The following is a 25418-nucleotide window of genomic DNA, read 5'->3' as shown; positions in this document are numbered from 1 at the left end:
ATAGGCAAGAGAGATCACCATATTTTGTCTGAATTACATAGGCCAAGAGGAGGAAATGAGTTGAACTACCGCATTGAAAAGGATACGTTGGGCGAAATCAAAGTACCGGCAGACTGTCTGTGGGGAGCGCAAACACAGCGCAGCAAGGAAAATTTCCCGATTGGCTCGGAGAAAATGCCATTAGAGGTCATACAGGCGTTCGCGGTGCTTAAAAAGAGCGCGGCGATCAGTAACTATAAGCTGGGTAAGCTATCACAGGAGAAGCAGGACGCGATTATTTATGCAGCGGACGAGATTCTCGCAGGGCGGGTTGATGACCATTTCCCGTTGGTTGTATGGCAGACAGGGAGCGGAACGCAGTCCAATATGAATGTGAATGAAGTGATTGCTCACCTGGGGAGCCAATGGTTACAAGAGCAGGGAAAGGATACGAAGCTGCATCCTAATGACGATGTTAACATGTCGCAAAGCTCGAATGATACGTTTCCCACGGCGCTTCATGTAGCGGGGGTCATTGCAGTGGAGGATCGTTTGTTGCCTGCCATCGATAAGCTGAAAGAGACTTTTCAACAGAAGTCAGAGCAATTCAAGGATATTATAAAAATTGGGCGAACCCATTTACAAGATGCGACACCGCTTACGCTGGGTCAGGAAATAAGCGGTTGGTATGCAATGTTAGACAAGAGCAAGCGAATGATCATCGACACGGTGCAATACATGAAGGAGCTAGCGATTGGTGGTACAGCGGTGGGGACAGGAATTAATGCTCATCCAGAGTTTGGCTCCCGAACCTCAGCGGAAATTTCCAGTTTCACTGGCAAAACGTTCACTTCTGCACCCAATAAATTTCATGCACTGACCAGCCACGATGAAGTGGTGGCCGTACATGGAGCAGTCAAAGCGCTCGCTGCCGACTTGATGAAAATCGCCAATGATGTTCGTTGGCTGGCAAGTGGTCCGCGTAGCGGCTTGGGCGAAATCACGATTCCTGCTAACGAGCCAGGTAGCTCCATCATGCCCGGCAAGGTAAATCCGACCCAGAGTGAAGCACTGACGATGGTCGTTACGCAAGTCATGGGTAATGATGCAGCTATCGGCTTTGCAGCAAGTCAGGGTAATTTTGAACTGAACGTGTTTAAGCCAGTAATCATATACAATTTTTTGCAGTCTGTTCATCTGCTGGCCGATTCCATCATTGCTTTTAATGACAACTGTGCCGTTGGCATCGAGCCTGATCTCACGAAGATTGAGCACAATTTGAATAATTCACTGATGCTGGTGACGGCATTGAATCCACATATCGGATATGAAAATGCCGCTAAAATCGCCAAACTTGCACATGCAGAAGGGCTGTCCCTAAAAGAAGCGGCACTCCGCAGCGGACTGTTGACTGAAGAACAGTTCGATCAATATGTTGTACCTGCGCATATGATTCATCCTAAAGCCTAAAGCACGACGATTGTCTCTGCTTAAGCCTTATAAAAAATATACAAACCAGCTCATGGAGTGCGATTTAGCACAAACCATGAGCTGGATTTTTTATTTTATTATATAATTTTTTGTTTAGAATTAGTATTCTGTGTGATTTGAGGGTATATAGATAAAAGGCGAAAAATTGAACATCTATTTTCAAGATAGGAGAAGCCGTATGGAACAGACAACCGTTATTAATTTTATTGTGCTTTTGCTGTCCGGCTTGCTGCTGGTCGGTGTGCTGACTACCAAATTTTCCAGCCGTTTCGGTATGCCTGCGCTTGTTTTGTTTATTGCCGTAGGCATGGTGCTCAGTCAGTTTATTTATTTTGATAATGCCTTTATCACACAACTAGTTGGCATTCTCGCGCTCATTGTAATCTTGTTTGAAGGCGGGATGCAGACAAAGTTTGCAGATGTTAAGCCAGTTATTCGACCTGCGTTGTCATTATCAACGTTGGGGGTCATCATTACGACTGTAGTCATTGGCGTCTGCGCCAAGTTTATTTTAGGCGTAAGCTGGATGGAATCCATGCTGTTTGGCGCTATTGTTGGTTCGACGGATGCGGCAGCCGTGTTTTCCGTTCTAGGAGGTAAAAACATCAAAAAGCGAATTACCTCGACGCTTGAAGCGGAATCCGGTAGTAATGACCCGATGGCTGTATTTCTCACAGTAACATTGATTGAGCTGATACATCACCCTGAGCAATCCATTTGGATACATATCTTGTTATTTTTATGGGAAATGGGCTTTGGTTTAGCCGTTGGTTTTGTACTCGGACGCTTAGGTGTATATGCCATTAATAAAATGAATTTTGATTCATCCGGTTTGTATCCTGTGATGGCATTGGCATTTGCGGTCTTGACGTATGCGGCGGCGTCGTTACTAGAGGCAAGCGGATTGCTGGCGGTGTATGTCATGGCGATTGTATTGGGAAATTCCGACTTGACCTACAAGCGATCTATTATTCATTTTAACAATGGCTTCGCCTGGATGGTGCAGATTATGATGTTTGTCCTGCTCGGGTTATTGGTCTTTCCCGATCAATTGCTGGGCATTGCGTGGCAAAGCTTGGCGCTCTCCTTCATCCTCATGCTCGTGGCTCGTCCAATAGGCGTGTTCCTAAGCTTGCTTTTTTCCAGGTACTCTGTGCGCGAGAAAACACTGTTATCCTGGGCAGGACTGCGTGGGGCGGTACCTATTGTACTCGCAACCTATCCTTTACTGGATGAGATGGATGTAGGACCTTTGTTTTTTAATGTTGTATTTTTCGTCGTGCTCACTTCTGCGATTATTCAAGGTACCACTATTTCGTGGCTAGCGGTGAAGCTTGGCTTGATGGACCCTAACGAGACGTCGTCTCCATCACTGCTGGAATTAGTTTCACTGGGAAAAACTACTTCGGAAATCAACCACATTCAGGTACAAAATGGGATGTCGATAGCGGGCAAAGCGATTCAGGATATACAGTTGCCTGAAGATATTTTATTCACAGCCATCATTCGGAACGAGCAAATTATTGCCCCGAGAGGCACGACGGTGATTGAACCGGGCGATACTTTGTACGTGCTTAGTCCCAAACTCAAGCGACAGCAGATGAAAGAGCTGTTCATGCTGCTCGAACCGGAGGCTGCTCCGTAAATAGGATATCACCCCTATATTTACAGTCCTTCACATTTATGTGAAGGGCTTTTTAATGTATTCTTTTTCAGAGTGGATGAATCTGTTAAAAAATTGACACTATCATTCTACAAAATTAGTTTATGATATTGTCGTTAGATGTCGCAGCCTATCGTTACGGATCATTTGATGGGCAATAGCTTTGAAATACGATAGAAGTCACCAAACAGGAGAGATGATGAATGAAACCGGAAGTCTTGCCACAGCGTGCAGCAGCTCGCAGGCAGAAAAATAAGAAAAAGAAACGAAAAGGAAAATTTGGTCGCTTTATGCTGCGACTTTTTATTGTATTCCTGTTAGCGGGAATTGGGGGTGGTGCATGGTTGTTTTTAACCCCTTCTGGCAAGGACATGCGCTATTTGGCTGCGGACACGCTGATTACGACTCAGCATCGTCACTGGGCGAAATATTTTATCGGCGAAGCAGAAGCGAAGAAACGAGTGGCTGAATATTCAGCCCGGTTCGAAGAGATGGGTGAGGAGAAGGATAGACATACAATCAACTTGCCTGATCTGATACCTACCAAAGTACAGCAAACGCCGTTGGTTGAAGTGGAAGAAGTGTCGGGTCGTAACTATCATGGCTATGTTATGACGGTGCATGACCCCACTAAAATTAGGCTCGGGATTCCTGCTAAAGTCGGCCGGGGAGAACATGTATCTAGCATGGTCGAGCGTTTGGGGGCTGTTGCTGGCGTAAATGGCGGTGGCTTTGCTGACCCCAACTGGAATGGGAATGGTTTTAAACCGATTGGCGTTGTCATTTCCCAGGGTAAGATATACTACAATGATATGGGGAGAAATGCCTCTGTTCAAATCGTAGGTATTGATAAACAGGGGAAAATGATAGCCGGTCACTATTCGTTGTCCGAGTTGTCCAAAATGAATGTGCAAGAAGCGGTTACTTTTCAACCACGTCTAATCGTGAATGGGAAAGGTCTGATTCGCAATGCAAGCGAGGGGTGGGGAATTGCCCCCCGTACCGCAATGGGGCAAAGAGCTGACGGTGCCATTATATTCGTGACCATCGACGGTCGTCAGCCTGGGTACAGCATTGGTGCCAACTTGTATGATATGCAAAATATTTTGCTTAAACATGGAGCAGTTATCGGTGCTAATCTGGATGGAGGTTCTTCAACGGTGCTAGTCAAGGATAATGCCATTGTAAACAAGCCTTCTTCTGAATACGGAGAGCGGTATTTGCCGACTGCGTTTCTCGTATTTGAGCATCCAGAGACCGTTAGTATCCCGAACATATGGGAAGGTTTGAATCCTGGAGACATTGACGCAGCCAAAAAGAGATAGGTCAGGAATGAACAAGTTCATTCAGTGAACGGAGACTGATGATGAAGCTAAAACGAGCAGGATTTCAGCGATTGTTTGTCGCCTTGTTAATGCTATCCTTACTCTTGACCACAATGCATCAGGCGGCTGCCGAAGCTACTAAACAGGGTGCCATAGCGTCTCAATCAACGCAGTTCATAGATATTGTTATAAACGGACAACCTATTGACAGCAAGGCTAAACCTCTATTGATTCGACGGGAAGCTCATGGTTCCGCTTAAATCTTTAGCCGAAGCTGTAGGTGCAACCTACCACTGGGATGTCAAAAAGAAGCAGATTACGCTACAAAAGTGGGCAGAACCCTTGGTTCTTAAGGAGCGGTCACGTAAGAACCAGCAGCAACTTACCTTTGAGGTTGTAAGTGAAGAAGTATATATACCTCTGAGAGATGTTTCGCTTGATTTAGGTTATACGTTGGAGAAGTTCACTACAGGATGGGGAGACAGCAGTACCACTTTCTATGGGCGTATTACTACGGATAAAAAAGAAGAACTGCTGGGTACTACTGGTGATCCGATAACTGGACTCCCGGCTAATACCAAACAAATTATGAAAACCTTCAAGCTGCCGTGGGAATCGCGTACAGATGCCCAGCAGGTGATGGAATAAGTTAAAAGCAGCAATAGCAAATGAAAATATAAGAAGCGCGGATCGTTGAAGTAAAGATACTTCCGGTACGCGCTTTTTTCGATAGGATTTGTACTTTTGTTGCTTCGTGCTTGCGTAAATATCTATTAAGCATCATTATCTGCTTCGAGAAACACGGAGATCAGAATTCGGGCGTTGTTTTCTCCCACATTTTTGACATAGTGGGGGATGGCTGCTCTCCAGCTAAAGGAATCTCCTGCTTCCAGGGTAGCTGTATCCTCGCCTTGCTCCACGTATACCGTGCCCTCCAAGATAAAATGAATCTCATCCCCTGCATGAGCATGCTCTTCTTCTGTAGATGAGCCGGGCGGCATTTCAACGAGCATCATTTTGACGTTACCCTGCCCCCCCAAATGATCGACCTGGAGCTTGTTTTTACCATATAAGGTTTTACGGCGCTCGTCCTTGCGAATCACTTGCATCCGTTCCTCATCTTTAAGAAGCAGAAAAGCGAGAGGTACGTTTAGCGCATTAGCGATGCTGTCCAATGTAGCGATGGAAGGGGAGGTTTTATTATTTTCTACTTGACTCATAAACCCTTGCGATAGTCCGGTTCGTTCGCATATTTGCTGAATGGATAAATTTTTACGTTTACGAGCAGCGCGTATGTTGCATCCTATACTCATAGAGCGTTCCTCCTTTAAGAAAATATAATGTATACTAATGTAATATTTATCATACCAAATATTTTGTTGACAGACCACAGTTTCTTATGATAAATTCACATTACAAAATAATTATTTCTATTACTAATAATTCGAGTTTGATTCACATTCATGTGTTGCGGCATAGATTCAGACAGTATTATTTTTTTAACCAAATTATTAGTAATATAAATTAATTATTCATATGCACTTGTATGAGTGTAATAAACAAACAGAATGGAGAGATAAATATGAGTTCAGCAAGCAGAAACATTTCTACAATTATGCGGGTGGCGCTGGGAATTTTGTTTTTGGCACATGGAATTGCTAAATTCCAAATGGGGTTGGGTAATGTAGCAGGCTGGTTTTCCAGCATTGGCGTTCCAGGATTTTTAGGTTATGTCGTTGCGGTGATTGAGTTGGTCGGCGGAATTGCATTGATTCTTGGACTACTTACCCGCTATGTATCTGGGCTATTTGTGATTGTTTTGATCGGTGCTATTTTTACAGCAAAATTGTCCGGCGGGTTGATGGGGAATGGTCAAGGAGCTGGCTATGAGCTGGATATTGCTTTTATTCTTGTAGCACTTCATCTGGTATTTGCACCAACGACTCGCTTGTCTCTGGATTCGTTGATCGGCCGTCGTGAGTCAACCGAACAATAATTTTTGAATAGCTTTGGTTCTCCAATCCATGTAGAAAGAGGGAAATCTCATGACAGCGCATATTCATGACAACACCAAAATCGGGCAGGTTTCATTAAAAGTAAGCAACTTGGAACGTTCTATTCAATTTTATACAGAGGTCGTTGGTTTTCAGCTGTTGCGTCAAACGGCGGATACCGCTGAATTGACTGTCGATGGGAAGCATGCGCTACTGATCCTTAACTATATTGAAAATGCAGTTATTCTGCCGCGCCAGTCCGCAGCCGGATTATACCACTTTGCTATTCTTCTACCGAACCGTGTAGCTCTGGGCCTGTCTTTACGTAATCTGCTGGCTCATGAGATTGAAATCGGACAGGGGGACCATGATGTAAGTGAAGCCCTATATATCCATGACCCCGATAATAACGGAATTGAAATCTATGCAGATCGTCCCCATGATCAGTGGAAAAAGGATGCAAATGGATTCTACATGATGGGAACAGATCCCGTGGATGCAGAAGACTTGGTTGCGATTTCCGAGAATTTACCTTGGCAGGGACTACCTCAGGGAACGGTAATCGGGCACGTCCACTTCCATGTGTCTAATTTGCTCAAAGCACAGCAATTTTATTGCGATGTGCTTGGCTTTGACATTACGTGCCGGTATGGCTCTTCAGCCTTGTTCGTTTCCGCAGGTGGTTACCACCACCATATGGGCTTGAATATATGGGCAGGTGAAGGAGCCCCACCAGCTCCTGAGCACGCTGCCGGACTGGATTATTTTGAATTGATCGTACCAGATCAGAATGAATTGAATGCCATTGTGGCTCGTTTAGAGGCAGCAGGCTATGGAGTGCAAGAACGCGATGGCGCCAAGTATGTAGCTGATCCGTTCCGCATTCAAATTAAACTGTTTAACGGTCAAATCTCGTAACATAGAAGGAACTCAACAAAAATAGAAAAGGGTATTCCTATAAGCCGTAAAGGCTGGGAATACCCTTTTTTCGTATATCTAGAACAAGCTCCAATCCAAATCACGAGACATCGTCTCCAGCAAGTGTACACCGGCTGTACTGTTTCCCATACGGTTCAGAGAAGGTCCAACCAGTCCAATGCCATAGCGTCCAGGTACCATCGTCATAATACTGCCTGATACGCCGCTTTTGGCAGGTAGTCCGACTTGAATGGCGAATTCCCCTGAAGCGTCATACATGCCGCATGTCGTCATAAATGTTTTGGCGATCTGTACATAGCGGCGGGGAATCAGCGGTATACCTGTCACCGGATCACGGCCGTTGTAGGCTAGTACAAGTCCCATACGTGCTAAATCTGTACAGTTCAATTTGACAGCACAATGTCTGAAATAAACTTCAAGCACATCATCCACATGACCTCTTAAAATACCTTTTTCCATTAGAAAATAAGCAAGGGAACGGTTTAAATGGCCTGTAGCTGATTCTGAATCGTAGACATCCTGATCATATTCCAATGTGTCATTGTGGGTGAGGAGGCGGAAAAATTGGAGAACACGGGCAAATTTCTCTTCTGGACTGTTCCCGCGAATCAGAGAGGAGATCGCGATTGCCCCCGCGTTAATCAGTGGGTTAAACGGAATTCCCGGCTCAACCAGTTCTAATTTTAGCATGGAATTAAAACGGTCTCCGGTAGGCTCCATCCCCACCTTAGAGAAGACAACGTCCTCTCCATTATCCATCAAGGCCAGAATGAGCGTAAATACCTTTGAAATACTTTGCATCGTAAATTGGATTTCCGTATCCCCGGCTACCACGGTTTCACCCTCACCGTTCATTACAACAACACCAAGCGCGTCGGCCGGGGCTTTGGACAGTTCGGGAATATATGCTGCTACCTTGCCATGAATATACTCATGACGGCTTTGTTCTACCCATTCCGGCAGTTTGGTCTGTAATCTCTGCCACTCCGATGTCATTTCTTTTCCTCCAGTCGAGTAACCAATCTGTGGTATTTTATTGTAGAGCAAAAAGTAGCTATATACTTATTTTAAAGAAATTTTCAGTCAAAAAACAAGCTCTGATGTCATTTCTTTTTCTCCAGTTAAATACCCAACCTAATGTAATATCGGAATTATAGTTTATCCTCTGTAGTCTTCATTCTCTTCATCCAACTGCCTATCCAGAAATCACTTCTAAGTGGCACATATACCTTTTTTAGCATTGGCTCATAAGAAAGATTCCCATCTTTAAAAAAGTTAATAGGAGAAGGAGATGAAGTGGAGCATGGTACACGGTATGTTAGCGGATTACCCGCGGGAGAAAACGATTCATCAACTGTTCGAAGAGCAGGTTGAGCGCACACCGGATCACATAGCAGTTGTATTTGGGGACAAGCACTTGACGTATGCTGATCTGAACAAACAGGCTAATCAACTAGCACATGTTTTGCGGGCTAAAGGTTTAGATCAAGACGAGGCTGTCGGAATGATGGTCGAATGTTCATTGGAAATGATCATCGGAATTTTCGGAATTTTAAAAGCTGGGGGAGCGTATGTGCCGATTGATCCTGAATACCCGAGGGAACGTATACGCTATATGCTGACGGATTCTGGTGCAAATCTCCTGCTGACCCGGCTTCCAATCCACCAGCAAACAGAACTCGCCAGTGTTGTACTGGATTTGATGGACAAGCGGAACTATGGGAAAGAAACAGGGAATCTCTCATCTAAGCAAGGTTCCGACACCCTTGCTTGCATTATGTATACGTCTGGCTCTACAGGCGTACCTAAGGGCACCCTGACGATGCACTACAATATTACACGTGTTGTTAAAAAGCCGAATTACATCCAATTCTCGACAAAAGATAGGATATTACAAGTGGCCAGTTTTTCGTTCGATGGTTCTACATTTGGTATTTATGGAGCTTTGCTTAACGGAGGCACTCTCGTTTTGAACTCACAAGATCAAACCATGAATGCACGTGAGCTATCAAGCGTCCTACGGACACAACAGATCACGAAATGCTTCGTCACGACAGCACTTTTTAATGCATTGGTGGATGTGGATCCCGATTGCTTTGCAACAATTGAAACCTTGCTATTCGGTGGTGAGAAGGTTTCAGTCAGCCATGTGCGTAGAGCGTTTGCCCGTCTAGGTCCGGGCCGCTTAATTCATGTCTATGGACCGACGGAGAGCACGGTATTTTCTACTTATTATCATATCGATCATTTGGACGAAAATGCAAATACCGTACCGATCGGCAAACCCATCAGCAACACGAAGGTTTACATCTTGGATCAAGAGCAGCATCCTCTGCCACAGGGAGTTGCAGGTGAACTGTACATCGCTGGCGATGGATTAGTTAAAGGTTATTTGAATCGTCCAGAGCTGACAGAAGAGAGGTTTATTCAGTCTTCATGGGTACCTGGAGGCAGGTTGTATCGAACCGGAGATTTGGTGCAAGAGCGAGCGGACGGAAACATCGAATATATCAGCCGGATCGACGATCAAGTGAAAATACGGGGTTATCGAATTGAGCCTGGGGAAATAGAGTCGCATTTATTAAAAGTAGATGATATACAACAAGCGGCAGTTATTGCCCGTGAAAAGGAGGCCGGTCAAAAGCAACTGGAAGCATACTTTACGGCGACCAAAAAACTGATAGCAGATGAAATTAAAACGGCTCTCTCTATAAAGCTGCCGAATTACATGATTCCATCTTTTTATATACAACTAGAACAAATGCCATTGACACTGAATGGTAAGCTGGACCGCAGGGCACTGTTGGCCCTTGAAGAGAATATGCATGGTGGAGCAGAATATGTGTCTCCTAAGCCAGGACTGGAAACGAAGCTGATGGACATCTGGCAGGATGTATTGGGTGTGCAGCAGTTCAGTGTTTTAGATAGCTTCTTCGACCTCGGTGGGCATTCTATTCATGCGCTTACATTAATGTCGAGAATGGAGCGTGCAGGATATCACGCCACTTTAACAGACATTTACCACTATAAAACGATTCGGGCACTCGCTGATTATCTTCATTCAACTCAGAATAATATTGCAGGGTCCAAAAAGCAACAGGACATCATAAAAACAACTCAAGAGTTGATATCTTGGCTTCACCAAGAAACAGATGGTGTTTACGAGCTGGTGAAATACCAAGTAAGGGATTTTATTCACGAAGTTAGAGATATTCAGGTGCTTTACTGCGACACGGTGGCTGACGTTAACCATATCATGCGGATCATGGACGGGAAAATAACTCAAGAGCTACTGCCACACTACATTGTACCACTGCATCAAAAAGCTAAAATGGCTGATCTATACTGGACCATGGATGAAGAGGTATTTTTCCAACGTCTGGGCTTAAAAAGCATGGATCTGGATCAGGTGAAAGGTTTACGCAAGCTTCTGGAAAACGATTATTTGAAAAAAGATCAGTGGATTAAAACAGGAGCAGTGGCACAAGAATATCCGCTAAGTGGAATTCAGCAAATGCAAATTTCGTTTGATACACCTCCAAGTTTAGGTATATTTAGGCTGGATGAGTGCGTGAATTACGATTTTTTGGATCAGGCTTTCGCTCATTTTGTACAAAGTCAAGGATTACTGAGAAGTGTCCCGGTCCAAAGAGATGAATGGACTTATTGGAGGGAATACGTACCTTCTAGCGATGGTTTACCAAAACTCAACATCATTGATGTGTCGGATCACAACCCATGTGGTCCCATTACGGACATGATAAATGATTATGTTACGAACACCCGTTTCGCCGAAGAACATACTTTGTTCCACATGTTTGTGCTGAAACGAAACCTTCGTGAACATTATGTCATAACTATTTATCATCATGCGATATGCGATCGGGTGACCTCGGAAGTAGCTGAAAGACAGTTGGTTGCTTACTACAGGAGTCTGCTTCAAAATCGACCCCTTCCTACGGATGAAGTGAAGCCCTATGTGGAGTATGTCAATCTAATCCAAAGTGGACCGAAAGGAATTACGGAACAAGAATTGATATCAGCCTTTAATCTGGAAGCGTTCCAAAAAAGCAAGCAAAATGTCTTCCAGGCACCAAATCTTCGAACGTGCACAGAAGCCTACCTGTTTAACGTAAGCATCCCTGCTGAAAATCCTTCTTTGGAGTTTGCGCTTTCTGTCTATACAAGGGGCTTGCAAACTTATTTAGGTATGGATAAGCTACCATTGTTATTTTTATATGATGGAAGAAGGTACGAGGAGGCGGCTTATTATAACACGGCCGGTGAATTTATTGATTTTGTACCTATGCTGATCGAACTGAAACAAAATCCGGATGAAATGATGCAGTCTGTCAGAAGCAGACTGGAATTATTAAAACACCATACGATTAATTTTATGCATCTTCTTACAAGTCCTGATTACAAAGACAAGTGGGAACGTGCCAGAACATTTGCACAGTTTGGGAAGCAGTACGAGCAACTAGACTTATTCATGTTTAACTATTTAGGAAACAGCGCTAAGGCAGACTCAAAATACAGCAATTATTATGATGAAACTATCATAAAGCAACCCAATCCGCTGCCGATCTATTCACTGTTCAATTGCATTGCTTCTTCCTACACGGACGGCCTTATTTTTTCTATACGATGCAGTTACGAGATAGAGGTTGAGGAAGTCAGGGCTGCATTTTATCAAGCTGCCGGTATGGCATCCCGGATAGGGGAGGTTTAATAACGTGATGGAATCAGCTAATACATCTAATCAGAGTAGTTCTGATAGGCCGCGACGTTACTTGCCTTTATTTTCTCAGCAAAAAGGAAATGCCGGATTGCCCGAAGGCGATGATCAAGCACTTTACAAGATTCGTTTGGGGACAAGACAGGTCAAAACGATTATGGGTTTTGTACAGCATCATCAGTTGGGTATGCCTTCTTTTATAACAGCCATATGGTCCGTACTGCTATCCCATTACTCCAATCAATACGCTCTGCCTGTTTTATATTCCGTGGTATCAGACAAGGAAGGGAAAGAATGTCGTCTGGATTATCCACTACTCATTCATATACAGAAGGAAGATCATCTTCTCTCTTTGATACAAAGGATACAAATGGAATGGAACAAACAACATAGTAGCGACGAATTGAGAGAGGATTTTTCGCAGCAAACTAAAGTTGATCCTCCATCAGGGGCAGGGAAGGATTTCTTCAATGTGTGTATCGCAGAGATTTATGGTGACTTTCCTTCTCCAAGTTTAAATGCGGAAAAGTCCCCTCCCCTTTACGGTATAGATCAGCCAGAAATCGCGCTCTGTTACCGTTATGGCCAGGATGTATTGGAGTGCGCAATACAGTATGATGGAAGCCGTTTTGGAAAAAGGCAAATCGCTAGATTCGCAGGCCATTTCAAAACACTGCTGGCAAATGCACTCCTTCTTCCGGAGAAGACGGTACTATTTCACCCCATGCTGACCACAAGAGAACGCAGACAGATGCAACAATGGAATGATACGGAACAAGCCTATCCTTTGGATAAAACCGTGGTTCAATTGATCGAAGAGCAGGCTGGCCGAACACCCGATGCAATCGCTTTAGAGTTTGGAGAGCAGAAGCTGACCTACTATGAGTTAAATCACCGGGCAAATCAAATCAGCCGCATGATTTTAGAGTCGTATTCGATACAGGGGCATGGCGTTCTGCCGACCGGCACGCTGATTGCCATCGTCTTGGATAGAAGCGCAGATGTGATCCCGTCGATGTTTGGAGTTATGAAAGCGGGCGCTGCTTATCTTCCGATCGATCCCCAATATCCTGGGGAACGGCTGCGATTTATTTTAGAAGATGCACAGGCCCAAATGATTATAACGCACAGCCAATTAGTAAGTAGGCTAAATCCATATATTTCTCAAATGGGTAGGGGAGCATATTCGCTGATTTGTGTGGATGAATGCTTGGTGCAGCAGGACTACTATCCCTACGAAAACTTGAAGATCAAGGTTACACAGAATGATCTCGCTTATGTCATCTACACATCCGGTTCTACTGGAAAACCGAAGGGAACCCTTATTGAACACGCGGGTCTGGTTACGTTGATCCCTTATCTTGTTGAAAAGTTTGGTATCACCTCAGATTCAAGAGTCATGCAATTCGCCTCCATTAGTTTCGACGCTTCAGTCTATGAATGGATCGGCACGCTATCAGTAGGCGGAACAGTGGTTGTTCTGTCAGACGAGGAACTGCCTCCTTATGCAGACATTTCAGATATTCTTGAAGAGAAAAATATCCACGTTGCGATGCTAACGCCATCTGTGCTGCGAACGATGAAACATAGAGAACTGCCAAGATTGCGGACAATTGTATCTGCTGGAGAACCCTGTACGCCTGATATTGTGGACTATTGGGGAAGAGGAAGACGATTCGTGAACGCTTACGGGCCGACCGAAGTGACGATTATTTGTTCTACTTCCGTCTGCAGACCGGGAAAAGAAATTACGATCGGCAAACCCGTCTATAACAAACGTTTATTCGTTTTGAATCCATTCGGCAGTCCTGTGCCTGTCGGCGTTCCCGGCGAACTATGGGTGGGCGGCATAGGGCTTGCCAGAGGATATTTGAATCGTGAAGAACTGACTCAGGAACAGTTCGTTCACAAAGAGGTTGTAATTAGCAGTGAATATCCGCCACACTGTGAGCGGCTATATAAAACCGGGGACATTGTGAAATGGACGCCGGATGGTGAATTGGTATTTATCGGCCGTATCGATGAACAAATTAAAATCAGAGGGTATCGTATCGAGCTGGGTGAAATAGAACATCAGCTCCGCCAACATCCTGACATCGGTCAATGTGTCGTTCAAGCCTGGAAGGACGGGTCCTACCATAAACTGGTGGCCTATTATACTGCCGTAGAAGAGCTGAAAGAGGCCGATCTGACACAGCACTTAAACTCTGTATTACCAGCTTATATGGTTCCTTCATATTTTTGTTATCTGGAGTCAGTTCCAGTAAATACAAACGGTAAAGTCGACCGTGGAGCTCTCCCTGATCCGAGGGGGACCTTATTTATTCAAGCTGATGAAGTTGTGGAAGCAGACGAGGACGGTTTCGAAAAGCGCTTGCTTTGGATTTGGCGGCAGATTTTAAAAAGAGGAGATATCGGGGTTAACGACCATTTTTACGCGGTTGGGGGAGACTCAATTCTTGCCATTCAGGTCGTATCTATGGCCAGGGATCATGGTATCATGCTTACTCCAAGACAAGTTGCGGAGCATCCAACCATTCAGAAATTAGCTGCTGTGGTTACTTGGACAGACAATGATCAAAAGGAAGATCTCATCGTTGACTTGACAGGCGAATTTGGTTTGACACCGATCCAGTACTGGTTTTTCGAGCAACAGTTTGTAGAGCCGCATTATTTCAACCAATCCCAGCTGTTTGTACTCCGTGATTGTGATCCTGTGAAGCTGGAAACTGCCATTAATCAATTGATTCGATTACATCCAGAGCTGTCGATGGAGATCGTAGTCAAGGAACATGTGTATTCGCAGCGCTACCGAAAGGATGTTTCCATTCAACTGGCTAGCTACACCCTTCAACAAGTCGATTATCCCGAATCCGAAATTTCAAGCATTTGTGATACGTGGAACAGACAATTGAATTACGAGACGGGTGCCATGATGTATGCAGGAGTAATTCAAGGTCACCCTGACGGTAAAACCCGTCTGTTTATGACTATACATCATCTAGTCATTGATGGAGTGTCTTGGAGAATATTGGTTCAGGAATTGTATCAATTGTATCAGGGTATAGCGCTGCCTACTGTTTTAAATCCATACAAGAAGTGGCATTCTGTATTGATGAGTTATTCTAGACATAAAGATACTTTACGTCATATTGAATATTGGAAAAAAGTGCAGCATCAAACCGCAGCATTTGTACTGCCAGTAGACCATTACCCGGATCGTAAAAAGAGCAGTGAATCTTCGGAATTAGTTACAATGCTTACTCCTGACGATACGGAACTGCTTTTGCATCATTGCTCTCAGGCTTATCATACTGAGATCAACGACCTACTACTTACAGCCTGGTCCCTGGCGCTCTCCGCTTGGTCTGGACAGAAGACGATTGCGTTTCGCTTAGAAGGCCATGGACGTGAGCACTTTGTATCCGATATAGATCTGACAAGAACCATCGGTTGGTTTACCTCCATGTTTCCGGTATGCATTCAGATTACGGACAGTTCCCCCTTGGGAGCGACGATTAAATCTGTCAAAGAGCAGTTGCGTTGTATTCCTCACCGCGGCATGTCATATGGCGCTTTGAGATACTGCCATCCGAATACAGAAGTCCGTTCCGAGTTATCAGCTTCTGAACCTCAGGCTCTTTTCAATTACTTGGGCCAGTTTGATCAGGAGAATGCGAGCGAATTAAACCAGTGGTTAGGGTTTACAAGTGACGCAGCACAGGATTATAGCTCGCCGCTTAATCATGGAACAAGCCTATTGGAACTCAACTGTTCCATTGTTCATGGCAAGCTGCATTTGTTTATGAAATATAGCAAATGTCACTATGAAGAAGTGACCATCACTCAGTTGTTAGATACTTTTATAACACGTGTGCTTGCTATTATCGAACATTGCAGCCGGACTGAACACCAAGAGTTCACACCTAGTGATTTTCCATCAGTGTCACTGGAACAGCATTCGCTCGATCAGATCGTACAGACATATCATTGGCAATATGGTGTAGATAAAATGATGCATCTAAGTCCCTTACAAGAAGGACTGCTGTTCCATTATTTAGATCATCCTAGTTCCGATCAATACTTTGTGCAGGTTAGTTGGAAATATCATGGTAGGCTAGAGGTAGACCGTTACCGGGAAGTCTGGAACAGCATCATTTCTGAAAATGATAGCTTGCGGACTTGCTACATTTGGGAGGCGTTGGACAAGCCCATACAATGTATTATCCAAAATGCAGAATGGGATTGGACATTTTTGGATTTTGAAGCTGAGCAACCAGAGCAGCAACAAGAGTGTATCGAACGCTGGATGACAATGGATCGTAATCGCCGTTTTGATCTGAGTCAGCCTGCATTCCGCATAACACTGATTCAGACTGCTTCAAACGAATGGACGATGATCTGGAGCTACCACCATATTTTGCTGGACGGTTGGAGCCTGCCGCTACTAATAAATCGAGTTCATGAGCTCTATGCTTGTAGCCTGCAAAACCGGATGCCACAGCGCAGCTTGACCCGTTCTTATGAAACTTATATTCGTTGGTTAAACAATAAGGATCGCACAGAGGCCGAGTTATTCTGGAAGGCATATTTAGCCGACGTAACGGAGCCAACCCAACTACCGATAGAGAAGGGCATACTTCCCGAGGTACATCAACCGATTGAGAACCAGCAGATCGAGACTCTTTGTATTGATCCGAGACGAACCAAGCGGATCGCTGATTTTGTTCAGCAAGCGCAAGTTTCGCTAAATACGTTGGTGCAGTTTGCATGGGGTAAAGTGCTACAAGTCTATCAAGATGCGGATACAACCATATTTGGTATGGTCGTTTCCGGAAGGGGATCGGATCTTGCAAAAGCGGATCAGATCACAGGTATGCTGATTAATACGCTGCCTTTGGTCATGCACTGGAATGTCGAGCAAACCATCACTGAATATGTACAAAAGCTGCACCAAACCATTCAGAAACTAAATGACTACAGCTATGTGAGTCTGAATGAACTGAAGAGCTGGACTGGTATTCAAGGACATGTCATGTTTTACAGCATCGTAGCATTCGAAAATTATTTGAACGACTATCGGCAACCAGAAAATGAATTGAAGATGTCAGCTATGGAGGAACGAGAGAAAACGAATTATCCAATGACGATCACCGTTGCCAATGACGGGGAACAGATCACCATCAAGTTTATGTATGATGCAGATCGATTGAACCAAGAAACGGTTTGTCGACTGGCAGAGCATCTGCTAAATACGCTGGAATATGTGCTGGAATACCCGAATTACAACGTCAGAGACGTTTGCTTCATGAACAAGGATGAATATGAACGAATCGTCTACGACTGGAACAATACGTATACAGCATATCCCAGAGAGCGTTCAATTATTGATCTATTCCAAGAGCAAGCGGAGCTGCGGTCTTCACAGCCTGCAGTAATTGCGCACAATCAGGTTATGTCCTACCACACCCTAAACCTCATATCCCAGCACGTTGCCAAGATGTTAACGGATGATGCTGATGATAACAATCATGGAAAGTTTATTGGAGTTTACTTGCCGCGCTCTCTTGAATTCATTGTCTCCATCCTGGCGATCATGAAAGCGGGATATGCCTATGTTCCCATTGACCCCGATTTTCCGGCAGCAAGAACCCGCGAATTAATCAAGGACGCTGGACTGGACACCATTATCACTTCACAGGAAGGAGCGGAACGTATCTCGGAAGCCTGTAAGGGAATCCGTTTAATACTGATGGATACAAAGTATTTTGACCAAAATGGAGTTGTGGAACAAGAAGAGAAGGAGAACATGATTGCTCCAAATGATCTTGCTTATCTAATGTATACATCCGGATCGACGGGAAAACCGAAAGGCGTTATGGTGGAACATCGCAATGTCATTCGCTTGGTCAAAAACACCTGTTATTTTCCGTTTTCTTCTGATATCAGATTGCTTTATACAGGTTCGCCTGTTTTTGACGCTTCTACGTTTGAAATTTGGGGGACGCTGCTGAATGGAGGACAGCTGTTTGTAGTTTCAAAAGATGATCTTCTAAATATACATGTGCTGGAGCAGCGGATGAAGGAGTGGAGAATTAATACACTATGGCTAAGTTCTGCACTGTGTAATCACTGGATTGAAGAAAATGAAAAGATATTTGCTAGACTCCAATGGTTGCTCATAGGTGGGGAAGTTTTGTCGGTTAAGCATATCAATCGTATCCGTCTTGCCAATCCGGAACTTTCGATTCTCAATGTATACGGTCCTACGGAGAACACCACCTTTTCGACGAGCTACCGGATCGAAAAGCCTTTTGAGCAGAATATCCCTATTGGCAAGCCCATTAGTAATTCAACTTGTTATATTCTGGACAAACGGGGCCGTGTTCAGCCTGTCGGAGCAATCGGGGAATTATGCGTGGGGGGAGACGGGGTTGCAAGGGGGTATTGGCGGCAAAACCAATTGACACAGCATGCGTTTGCACCGAATCCATATCGCTCTGCCAAAGATGGTGAAAGAGGTACGAATTCAATTCTATACCGTACGGGAGATCGGGCGAGATGGCTGCCAGACGGGAATATCGAGTATATCGGACGGGCTGACGATCAGGTGAAACTTCGCGGCTATCGAATCGAACTCGGAGAAGTCGAGTTCCGTCTTAGCAGCTATCCTGTAGTGAAAGAATGTCTGGTCTTTATCCGGGAGGTTTATGGCGATTTGCGGATGATCGCTTACTATACAGCGGAAGAGGAGCAACGAGTGGAGCAGCTTCATACTTTTATGGCTGAAGGTCTTCCTTCTTATATGTTACCGTTTCGTTACGTTTGGCTGAAATCGTTCCCATTAACGGCTAACGGGAAAATCGATCGTAAAAATCTTCCTTTACCTGAAATCCATAGCAGCGATAAGGAAGCAAATGCTGGACCGAAGACTGAACTGGAGCAAACCATAGAAGAAGTTTGGAGCATGGTCCTGAAGCTTGATTACATTGGCAAGAATGAAGATTTTCACACGTTGGGAGGCCATTCGCTCCATGCACTACGAATAGCCAGCCTGCTGCAAAAAAGCGGATATCCGGTTACGGTCAACCAAATATTTCGCGAACAGACGATCGAACGTTTGGCCCTCTCATTGATCAATGCAATGACGGATACAGCAACTGACCTTTGTCCGAACATGGATATCCCATATCAGTCTATAAGAAAAGAATACCCGGATGACGGATTTCCGCTGTCTGCTGTACAAAAACGTTTTTTCCAAAGAGATCTCGTGAATTATAACATGTTTAATGTACCTTACTTGGCTCGGCTCAAGAATTACATTCCTACAGAATGGCTGAACGCGTCGATTGAACCACTATTGAACAAACATGCGGCGTTGCGGCTGTCGTTTGCTCAACTGGATGATGAATGGTATCAGTTTGAGCAGAAAATAAGTGCAGGACAGGTAGTTTCTTACGTAGATTTGCACATGATCTCGGGATCACATGACGCTTACATTTCGGAATACTGCTCGAAAGTGCAGCATGAATTCGATATCAAGGAAGGACCTTTATGGAAAGTTGTGTTGTTTGACCATTATTACGAAAAGAGACAACAGGTGATATTACTTCTGTTCCATCATTTAATTTTTGACGGGATTTCCATAAACATTTTTTTAGAAGAGTTGAGACATCTTCTCTTGCCGGGAAAAAGGAGTGATTTGGCGTTACATGCGGAGGAGAAGGAAAGCAGTTATCGGGATTGGTGCATAGCGTTGTCGCAATATGCGGCAAAGGGACCTTTTCCCAAATCATCCACTTTCTGGAGTGAGGTTGTGGAAGGCGGCCAATCTTTACAGGTTGACAGGGAATCGGAGATACAGCCTCTTCACCGACACATGAGAACTATAACGTATGATTTACTTGAAGGAGAGGAGCATATTCTTCTTCTAAAAGCATTGGCTATGAAGCATCATACTACTCCACTGAGCATCTTACTGACGGCGTTGTCACAAGCTTGTTTCCAATTGAAAAAGCAATCGGATTTGCTGCTGCATGTGATGTCTTATCAACGTGAGTCTTTTTTGCCGGGTATTATGATTGATCGTACTATCGGTTTTTTTGCCGGTGCATACCCCCTTCGAATTCAGATCCCAGAAGGAGAACTATTGGGGAATTGGGAAACGGCACTGAGACATGTCACACATACGTTGCGGCATATTCCATCTGAAGGCTTGGATTATTTTATTTTACGACATATGATACAGGGAATTTATCTAGATAAGGAACCACTAAGGGACGGAACACACATGCTTTTCCATTACCAATCAGAGGAAATGAACGGGATAGCTGATGATTTGTTTGAGCCTTTACCCATATCTTACGGAAATACGAACGCGGCGGACAATCCCTCTGCTTACAAGTTAAATATGACGGCAGGTCTTAGATGCGACAGATTAAGTTTAACCTGCTATTATAGTTCACTGCATTATAAGGATCAGACGATCGCTGAGCTAATACGCCTCATATCCAGACATCTGTGCCAAAGCATCAGTGTTCGCCCATATACCATGATAGCGGAGGGGAGCTTCAGATTATGAAAATATATGAATTTTGTCCATTTTTCAATGAAAATCGCATTGCAGATATTAAAATAAAAGAAAATTCCGGTTGGATTGATGAGTTGCACGTGATCGAAGCTAACAAGACGTTCAGCTATTTAGATAAGCCTCGGAACTTTAATCCAGATTATGTTGGTCCCAAGGTCATTTATCATCCATTTCATGCGGATCAAATATTTCGTGAACCTGAGAAGCACTCATTGTACTTTGATGTGGATAGCTGCGGTGCGGATAACTTTGACCGCTGGTACTGGCGTCTGCTCAGCCATAACAGTGCGTTTCATAATGAGGCTTGCCAAAGAAACAAGAGTACCTCTATCTTGCAGGATAAGGTTGAGGATGATGATGTGATCATTTTGGCTGATTTTGATGAGATCATTGATAGCCGGATGGCGGATCGTATTGTTTCGGAAGTGAAGAAACATCAAGTTATTACAATTAAAATGCACTACTCTGTATTCTTCCTGAATCTTTTTTGCCAATCTAATCACGGTGCTCCTTATTGGAGCTATCGCGTGTTCGCCATGACCGGCCGGTACTTCAAAAGTATGCCTTTCTTACCCGACTATCTCAGGAAGAAGGGGATTGCTGAAGCGCTGTATCATGACATTTATTGTCTGGAGGAGCCAGCTGGATTCCATCATTCATGGCTTGAATATCAGAAAACCGCGCTTCCCAAACTGCAAGCTTTTGCCGCCAATGTAGAAGATAAAAGTATATTAAATGCAGAGTATATTGATCAATGCTTACATGATAAAAGGCTGTACTATATTGATACTGAACTTTATGTTGATAACTCAAAATCGTTTTTGAGCAGTCTACAGGAACTTAAAACAGATGATCTTTGGTACAATTAAAGGGAAAAGAGATCAAATAAAAACTGCCGACGGGGTCGGCAGTTTAGTTTAAAGACCTTCTGATGTATCAGATTGATTTATCGGAAGGTTGTTTTGCTATGTACTTGGAATCAATAGTAGCTGCTTGAATTCAATGAACTTATGAGTGCAGGCAACAGAGCAACAGCCATAATGATATAGATCACGATTACAATAGCGGCCCAAAGAAGGCCTGCTTTAGCGTAATTAGCTTTGCTCGGATTAGTCGAGCCGCTAAATGCCCACACAAACAGCATAATAAGTCCAACTACCGGTATAGCCATCAGAAGTAAACTGATCATCCATTCCTTGAATGAGACTGGAGGCGGGTACACAGGGGCTGGTCTGGATGGTGCTCCTTGTTGATTGTTTTGCGGATTAAACTGGTTAGACAATTGGATCTTCTCCCTACGTGATTAGTATGTTGTGTTTCCTATATTGACCAAAACATCATACATGATATGACAATAAGCAACAAGCAAAATTCAGTAAACAGTCTAATAGTACTATCAAACGTTTAAAAATAGGTCTATACACCCTATTGACGAAGCAGTTTTTATATATTATTGTATTGATATTAACATTTTGTTTTTATCAATTGATTCAAATTAAAAGTTACATAGAGCATTCGCCACTTTTGACTCAAAAGCGATGAAATACCCATATATGAACAGGTAGGTGACGCAAGTGACAGATGGATTGAAACATAATTACAGTGGCTTGACGGAAGAGGAATTTTTGGCCGCTTATGATGCGAGTGAATATGAGCGCCCATCCGTAACGGTAGATATGCTGCTATTTACGGTAATGGATCAGCTCCAACAAAATTACCGTAAGCTGCCGGAGAAGACCCTACAGCTTCTTTTGATCCAAAGAGGGGAGCATCCCTATATAGGACAATGGGCGTTGCCAGGTGGTTTTGTAGGCATAGATGAAAGTCTGGAAGAAGCTGCACGACGCGAGCTTAAAACGGAAACGAATGTGGATCAGATTTATATGGAGCAGCTATATACTTGGGGAGATGTGGCACGTGATCCACGTATGCGGGTGATCAGTTGCGCTTACATGGCTTTAGTTGACCACGATTCCTTGGAGGTACAGGCGGGGGATGATGCCGCTGATGCCCAATGGTTTGAGCTGGATTACAGCGTAGCTCAGGAGACGCGGACGAATCAGCCGGAAGGTTACACATGGGAACAAGACATTGACATCACATTGAAGCATGGGGACATCCATCTGTCAGCCAAAGTAAAAATAACTGAAATTCTTAAGGGAAGAACCATTGAAATCAAGCGAGAAGTGCTGGAGTCACAGGGAATTGCTTTTGATCATGCCAAAATTATTGCGTACGGTATAGAGCGTCTGCGCAGCAAAATAGAATACACAGATATCGCATTTCACCTGATGCCGGCTCTATTTACACTAAGTGAGCTTCAGCAGGTGTATGAAATTATTCTAGGTAAGGAGCTGTTGGCTGCAGCTTTTCGTCGCAAAATAGCTGATCTCGTGGAAGAAACCAATGAGTATAGAAAAGCGGCCGGACACCGTCCATCCAAGTTATACCGATTTAAGCCTCGGTCGCGTTTTATGTAACATAAGGAATATGAAATGAGGAATCATCATGGAAAAGTTTACGTTTTTTTATCGCAGTCATTCGCCGTTTTCGCAATGGTATCCTTCTGATTTTGTCGTGGATGGAATGGAGTTTAACTGTGCCGAGCAATATATGATGTTAAAAAAAGCCCAGCTTTTTGGGGATGAAGAGGCGGCCTTGAAAATTATGCAAGCCCCTACTCCAAGGGAACAAAAAGCCCGCGGCCGCAGTGTGCGCGGATTTGACCAATCCTTGTGGGAGGCCAATTGCCGGCAATTTGTGTATGACGGTAATTACGCCAAGTTTACACAAAATCCGAATTTGCTCAAGCACCTGCTTAAAACGAAAGGAACCACTCTGGTTGAGGCTAGTCCAACCGACACCATTTGGGGTGTAGGCTTAGCTGAGAACGATGCTCGTATACGGAACCGCAAGCTATGGCGTGGCACGAACTGGCTAGGAGAAATATTGACGAATTTACGTGAGGATGTATTGCAAAAGGAGGAATGGTCATCATGAAAAATACAATGAATTCTCGGAGCAACCGAGATGCCCGATCGAGTATGGCGCAGGAAACACTATCCATTTTGGAACATGGGTATTATACGAATAACAAACAGGCTCAAGTAAATATGACAAATGACATAGGGAATGCGGTCACAGGCTCGAAGTTATATACACCTTCTCAGCTGGTAACTGTAAAACAAGAGGCAGAGCAAAGAATAAAAAGTATATTGGAGCCTTCTTCCCGCATAGACGAACAGAGGATCATTGCAAAATTGGAGGTTACGGGAGAAAGCACGTTACAGGCGGCATACAGACTCCAGGTAGAGGAGAAGCTGACCCACGTGGCGTGTTTGAATTTTGCATCAGCCAAAAACCCGGGAGGTGGATTTCTCGGAGGCAGCCAGGCTCAAGAGGAAAGCTTGGCTCGTTCGTCAGCGTTGTATCCTTGCATTTCACAAATGGAAGAGATGTATGGACATAATCGGAAGCTGCGGAGCTGTTTTTATTCAGATTATATGATTTATTCGCCTGAAGTTCCGGTATTTCGGGATGATCAGGGAACATTGTTGGAGAAGCCGTATCAAGTCGATTTCCTGACCGCACCTGCTGTAAATGCTGGAGTGGTGCGAGAACGGGAGCCAGAGCAGGTGAATCGGATTGGTGAAGTGATGCTGGAGCGAATCCGTTACATTCTTGGAATGGCTAAGCAAAACGGCGTAGAACATCTTGTGCTGGGAGCCTATGGTTGCGGGGTATTCCGCAATAAGCCGGAAGAGGTTGCCCTCTGGTTCAAGCAAGTGATTGTAGATGAAGGATATGGTTTGCTGTTTGACCGGATTGTTTTTGCAGTGTTGGATCACAAAGCAGACCAACGTACTTTAAACAGCTTTAAAAATGTTCTTTCTTGAAGTAAAGGCAGTGCATTAAATCGTTTACTATAATATCTCATGAAAAAGGAAGGTGCTGAATGGAACCATCTTCGAATATAACCTGGCATGTGTCCGATATTGATAAGCAAGCGCGTCAGCTTTTGAATGGCCATAAAAGTCCGGTGCTTTGGTTTACAGGGCTGTCTGGTTCGGGAAAATCAACGGTATCCTCCACACTTGAAAAAGCGTTATATGCACGAGGCATACACACGTTTATTTTGGATGGGGATAATGTTCGGCATGGTTTAAATCGGAATCTAGGTTTCCTACCCGCTGACCGTAAAGAAAATATTCGTCGTATTGCTGAAGTTGCAAAGCTAATGGCACATGCGGGTGTCCTAACCATTTGCGCCACCATTTCCCCTTATCGGGAAGATCGTGAAATGGTAAAGGAGATTTTAAAGCAAGAAGGTTGCTATGAGATATATATACAGTGCAGCCTGGAGGAATGTGAGCGACGCGATCCAAAAGGAATGTACAAGAAAGCGCGTGCCGGAGAAATTCATCATTTTACGGGGATTGATGCTCCTTATGAAGCACCGTTGGAACCGGATCTAATCGTATCCACTGAAGGGCGGGAGGTAATCCCGTCGGTTCAGGATATCTTGGATTTTCTCGATAGCAAGCAGCTGCTTTTATGATTTTATGATGAATTCTATATGAATATTGTCTGAAAGCCTCAATGGCAAAACTTCGAGAAGTGATCAAAGGAATCATTACAGAACGTGAAAATGGAAGCATACTAATTAGTAAATAAATACAGTAGTGCATATACGGCAAGC

16 protein-coding genes are annotated in these 25418 nt (G+C 44.1%); 13 read left to right on the top strand and 3 right to left on the bottom strand.

The genetic code is table 11. From position 1 onward, the window contains the following. Window positions 1-60: 60 nt before the first annotated feature. The 4 genes from fumC to MHH57_RS12990 all read left to right on the top strand — a co-directional run bounded on the left by fumC (window position 61) and on the right by MHH57_RS12990 (window position 5106). Window positions 61-1449: a class II fumarate hydratase gene (gene fumC / locus MHH57_RS13005; RefSeq protein WP_342434189.1), complete on the top strand. Its 1389-nt coding sequence runs from the start codon at window positions 61-63 to the stop codon at window positions 1447-1449. 199 nt (window positions 1450-1648) lie between these two features. After that, window positions 1649-3115 (top strand): potassium/proton antiporter, encoded by a 1467-nt coding sequence (locus MHH57_RS13000; protein ID WP_029517512.1) that lies wholly within the window; start codon window positions 1649-1651, stop codon window positions 3113-3115. 221 nt (window positions 3116-3336) lie between these two features. Next, entirely contained in the window at window positions 3337-4458 is a 1122-nt protein-coding gene (locus tag MHH57_RS12995) for a phosphodiester glycosidase family protein (RefSeq protein ID WP_029517513.1), read from the top strand. A 246-nt stretch (window positions 4459-4704) separates the two neighbouring features. Continuing rightward, a complete protein-coding gene (locus MHH57_RS12990) occupies window positions 4705-5106 on the top strand; it encodes a stalk domain-containing protein (protein WP_245231636.1) in 402 nt (133 codons plus the stop codon). 125 nt (window positions 5107-5231) lie between these two features. Here MHH57_RS12990 and MHH57_RS12985 read toward each other — a convergent pair whose 3' ends face one another. Continuing rightward, window positions 5232-5771, bottom strand: coding sequence for a cupin domain-containing protein (locus tag MHH57_RS12985; protein ID WP_029517515.1), 540 nt, complete (start codon window positions 5769-5771; stop codon window positions 5232-5234). 269 nt (window positions 5772-6040) lie between these two features. Here MHH57_RS12985 and MHH57_RS12980 point away from each other — a divergent pair, with 269 nt between their 5' ends. Both MHH57_RS12980 and MHH57_RS12975 read left to right on the top strand, forming a co-directional pair. After that, the gene (locus MHH57_RS12980) at window positions 6041-6454 is read left to right on the top strand and encodes a DoxX family protein (RefSeq protein ID WP_069011792.1); all 414 of its coding nucleotides are present in this window, start codon (window positions 6041-6043) and stop codon (window positions 6452-6454) included. Window positions 6455-6503: 49 nt separating this feature from the next. After that, window positions 6504-7370: a VOC family protein gene (locus MHH57_RS12975; RefSeq protein ID WP_069011794.1), complete on the top strand. Its 867-nt coding sequence runs from the start codon at window positions 6504-6506 to the stop codon at window positions 7368-7370. A 78-nt stretch (window positions 7371-7448) separates the two neighbouring features. Here MHH57_RS12975 and glsA read toward each other — a convergent pair whose 3' ends face one another. Beyond that, window positions 7449-8387 carry a glutaminase A gene (gene glsA / locus MHH57_RS12970; protein WP_069011795.1) on the bottom strand — a complete coding sequence of 313 codons (939 nt, stop codon included), beginning with the start codon at window positions 8385-8387 and terminating at the stop codon, window positions 7449-7451. Between the two features lie 295 nt (window positions 8388-8682). Here glsA and MHH57_RS12965 point away from each other — a divergent pair, with 295 nt between their 5' ends. Genes MHH57_RS12965 through MHH57_RS12955 form a run of 3 tightly spaced genes read left to right on the top strand, consistent with a single transcriptional unit; the run spans window position 8683 to window position 21588 of the window. Next, complete coding sequence (locus tag MHH57_RS12965; RefSeq protein ID WP_342434188.1) at window positions 8683-12123, top strand: amino acid adenylation domain-containing protein; 3441 nt, start codon at window positions 8683-8685, stop codon at window positions 12121-12123. Window positions 12124-12130: 7 nt separating this feature from the next. Beyond that, window positions 12131-20710, top strand: coding sequence for an amino acid adenylation domain-containing protein (locus MHH57_RS12960; RefSeq protein WP_342435174.1), 8580 nt, complete (start codon window positions 12131-12133; stop codon window positions 20708-20710). Beyond that, a complete protein-coding gene (locus MHH57_RS12955; protein ID WP_342434187.1) occupies window positions 20707-21588 on the top strand; it encodes a hypothetical protein in 882 nt (293 codons plus the stop codon). The genes MHH57_RS12960 and MHH57_RS12955 overlap by 4 nt, the downstream gene beginning before the upstream one ends. 110 nt (window positions 21589-21698) lie before the next feature. On the opposite strand, the gene MHH57_RS12950 is transcribed toward MHH57_RS12955, so the two are convergent. Next, window positions 21699-22001 (bottom strand): hypothetical protein, encoded by a 303-nt coding sequence (locus MHH57_RS12950; RefSeq protein ID WP_069011801.1) that lies wholly within the window; start codon window positions 21999-22001, stop codon window positions 21699-21701. Between the two features lie 292 nt (window positions 22002-22293). Between MHH57_RS12950 and MHH57_RS12945 the strand changes: the two genes are divergently transcribed. The 4 genes from MHH57_RS12945 to cysC are packed head-to-tail and all read left to right on the top strand — an operon-like array spanning window position 22294 to window position 25277. Then, entirely contained in the window at window positions 22294-23199 is a 906-nt protein-coding gene (locus MHH57_RS12945; RefSeq protein WP_029515141.1) for an NUDIX domain-containing protein, read from the top strand. 28 nt (window positions 23200-23227) lie between these two features. After that, window positions 23228-23719: an NADAR family protein gene (locus MHH57_RS12940; protein ID WP_039273133.1), complete on the top strand. Its 492-nt coding sequence runs from the start codon at window positions 23228-23230 to the stop codon at window positions 23717-23719. Next, entirely contained in the window at window positions 23716-24615 is a 900-nt protein-coding gene (locus MHH57_RS12935) for a TIGR02452 family protein (protein ID WP_318627329.1), read from the top strand. Before MHH57_RS12940 ends, MHH57_RS12935 begins: the two co-directional genes overlap by 4 nt. Before the next feature lie 59 nt (window positions 24616-24674). Beyond that, complete coding sequence (gene cysC, locus MHH57_RS12930) at window positions 24675-25277, top strand: adenylyl-sulfate kinase (protein ID WP_165146527.1); 603 nt, start codon at window positions 24675-24677, stop codon at window positions 25275-25277. The last annotated feature ends 141 nt before the right edge of the window (window positions 25278-25418 follow it).

This window comes from Paenibacillus sp. FSL H7-0442, assembly GCF_038593105.1.
Taxonomy (GTDB): domain Bacteria; phylum Bacillota; class Bacilli; order Paenibacillales; family Paenibacillaceae; genus Paenibacillus; species Paenibacillus polymyxa_D.
The sequence above is the reverse complement of the archived record's forward strand: the minus strand, read 5'-3'. Positions and strand labels throughout refer to the sequence as shown.

Bases quoted from the DNA above. Each gene is read 5' to 3' on its own strand.
- MHH57_RS13000 (WP_029517512.1), top strand. From the start codon at position 1,649: ATGGAACAGACAACCGTTATTAATTTTATTGTGCTTTTGCTGTCCGGC.
- MHH57_RS12995 (WP_029517513.1), top strand. From the start codon at position 3,337: ATGAAACCGGAAGTCTTGCCACAGCGTGCAGCAGCTCGCAGGCAGAAA.
- MHH57_RS12990 (WP_245231636.1), top strand. From the start codon at position 4,705: ATGGTTCCGCTTAAATCTTTAGCCGAAGCTGTAGGTGCAACCTACCAC.
- MHH57_RS12985 (WP_029517515.1), bottom strand. From the start codon at position 5,771: ATGAGTATAGGATGCAACATACGCGCTGCTCGTAAACGTAAAAATTTA.
- MHH57_RS12980 (WP_069011792.1), top strand. From the start codon at position 6,041: ATGAGTTCAGCAAGCAGAAACATTTCTACAATTATGCGGGTGGCGCTG.
- MHH57_RS12975 (WP_069011794.1), top strand. From the start codon at position 6,504: ATGACAGCGCATATTCATGACAACACCAAAATCGGGCAGGTTTCATTA.
- glsA (WP_069011795.1), bottom strand. From the start codon at position 8,387: ATGACATCGGAGTGGCAGAGATTACAGACCAAACTGCCGGAATGGGTA.
- MHH57_RS12965 (WP_342434188.1), top strand. From the start codon at position 8,683: ATGAAGTGGAGCATGGTACACGGTATGTTAGCGGATTACCCGCGGGAG.
- MHH57_RS12960 (WP_342435174.1), top strand. From the start codon at position 12,131: ATGGAATCAGCTAATACATCTAATCAGAGTAGTTCTGATAGGCCGCGA.
- MHH57_RS12955 (WP_342434187.1), top strand. From the start codon at position 20,707: ATGAAAATATATGAATTTTGTCCATTTTTCAATGAAAATCGCATTGCA.
- MHH57_RS12940 (WP_039273133.1), top strand. From the start codon at position 23,228: ATGGAAAAGTTTACGTTTTTTTATCGCAGTCATTCGCCGTTTTCGCAA.
- MHH57_RS12935 (WP_318627329.1), top strand. From the start codon at position 23,716: ATGAAAAATACAATGAATTCTCGGAGCAACCGAGATGCCCGATCGAGT.
- cysC (WP_165146527.1), top strand. From the start codon at position 24,675: ATGGAACCATCTTCGAATATAACCTGGCATGTGTCCGATATTGATAAG.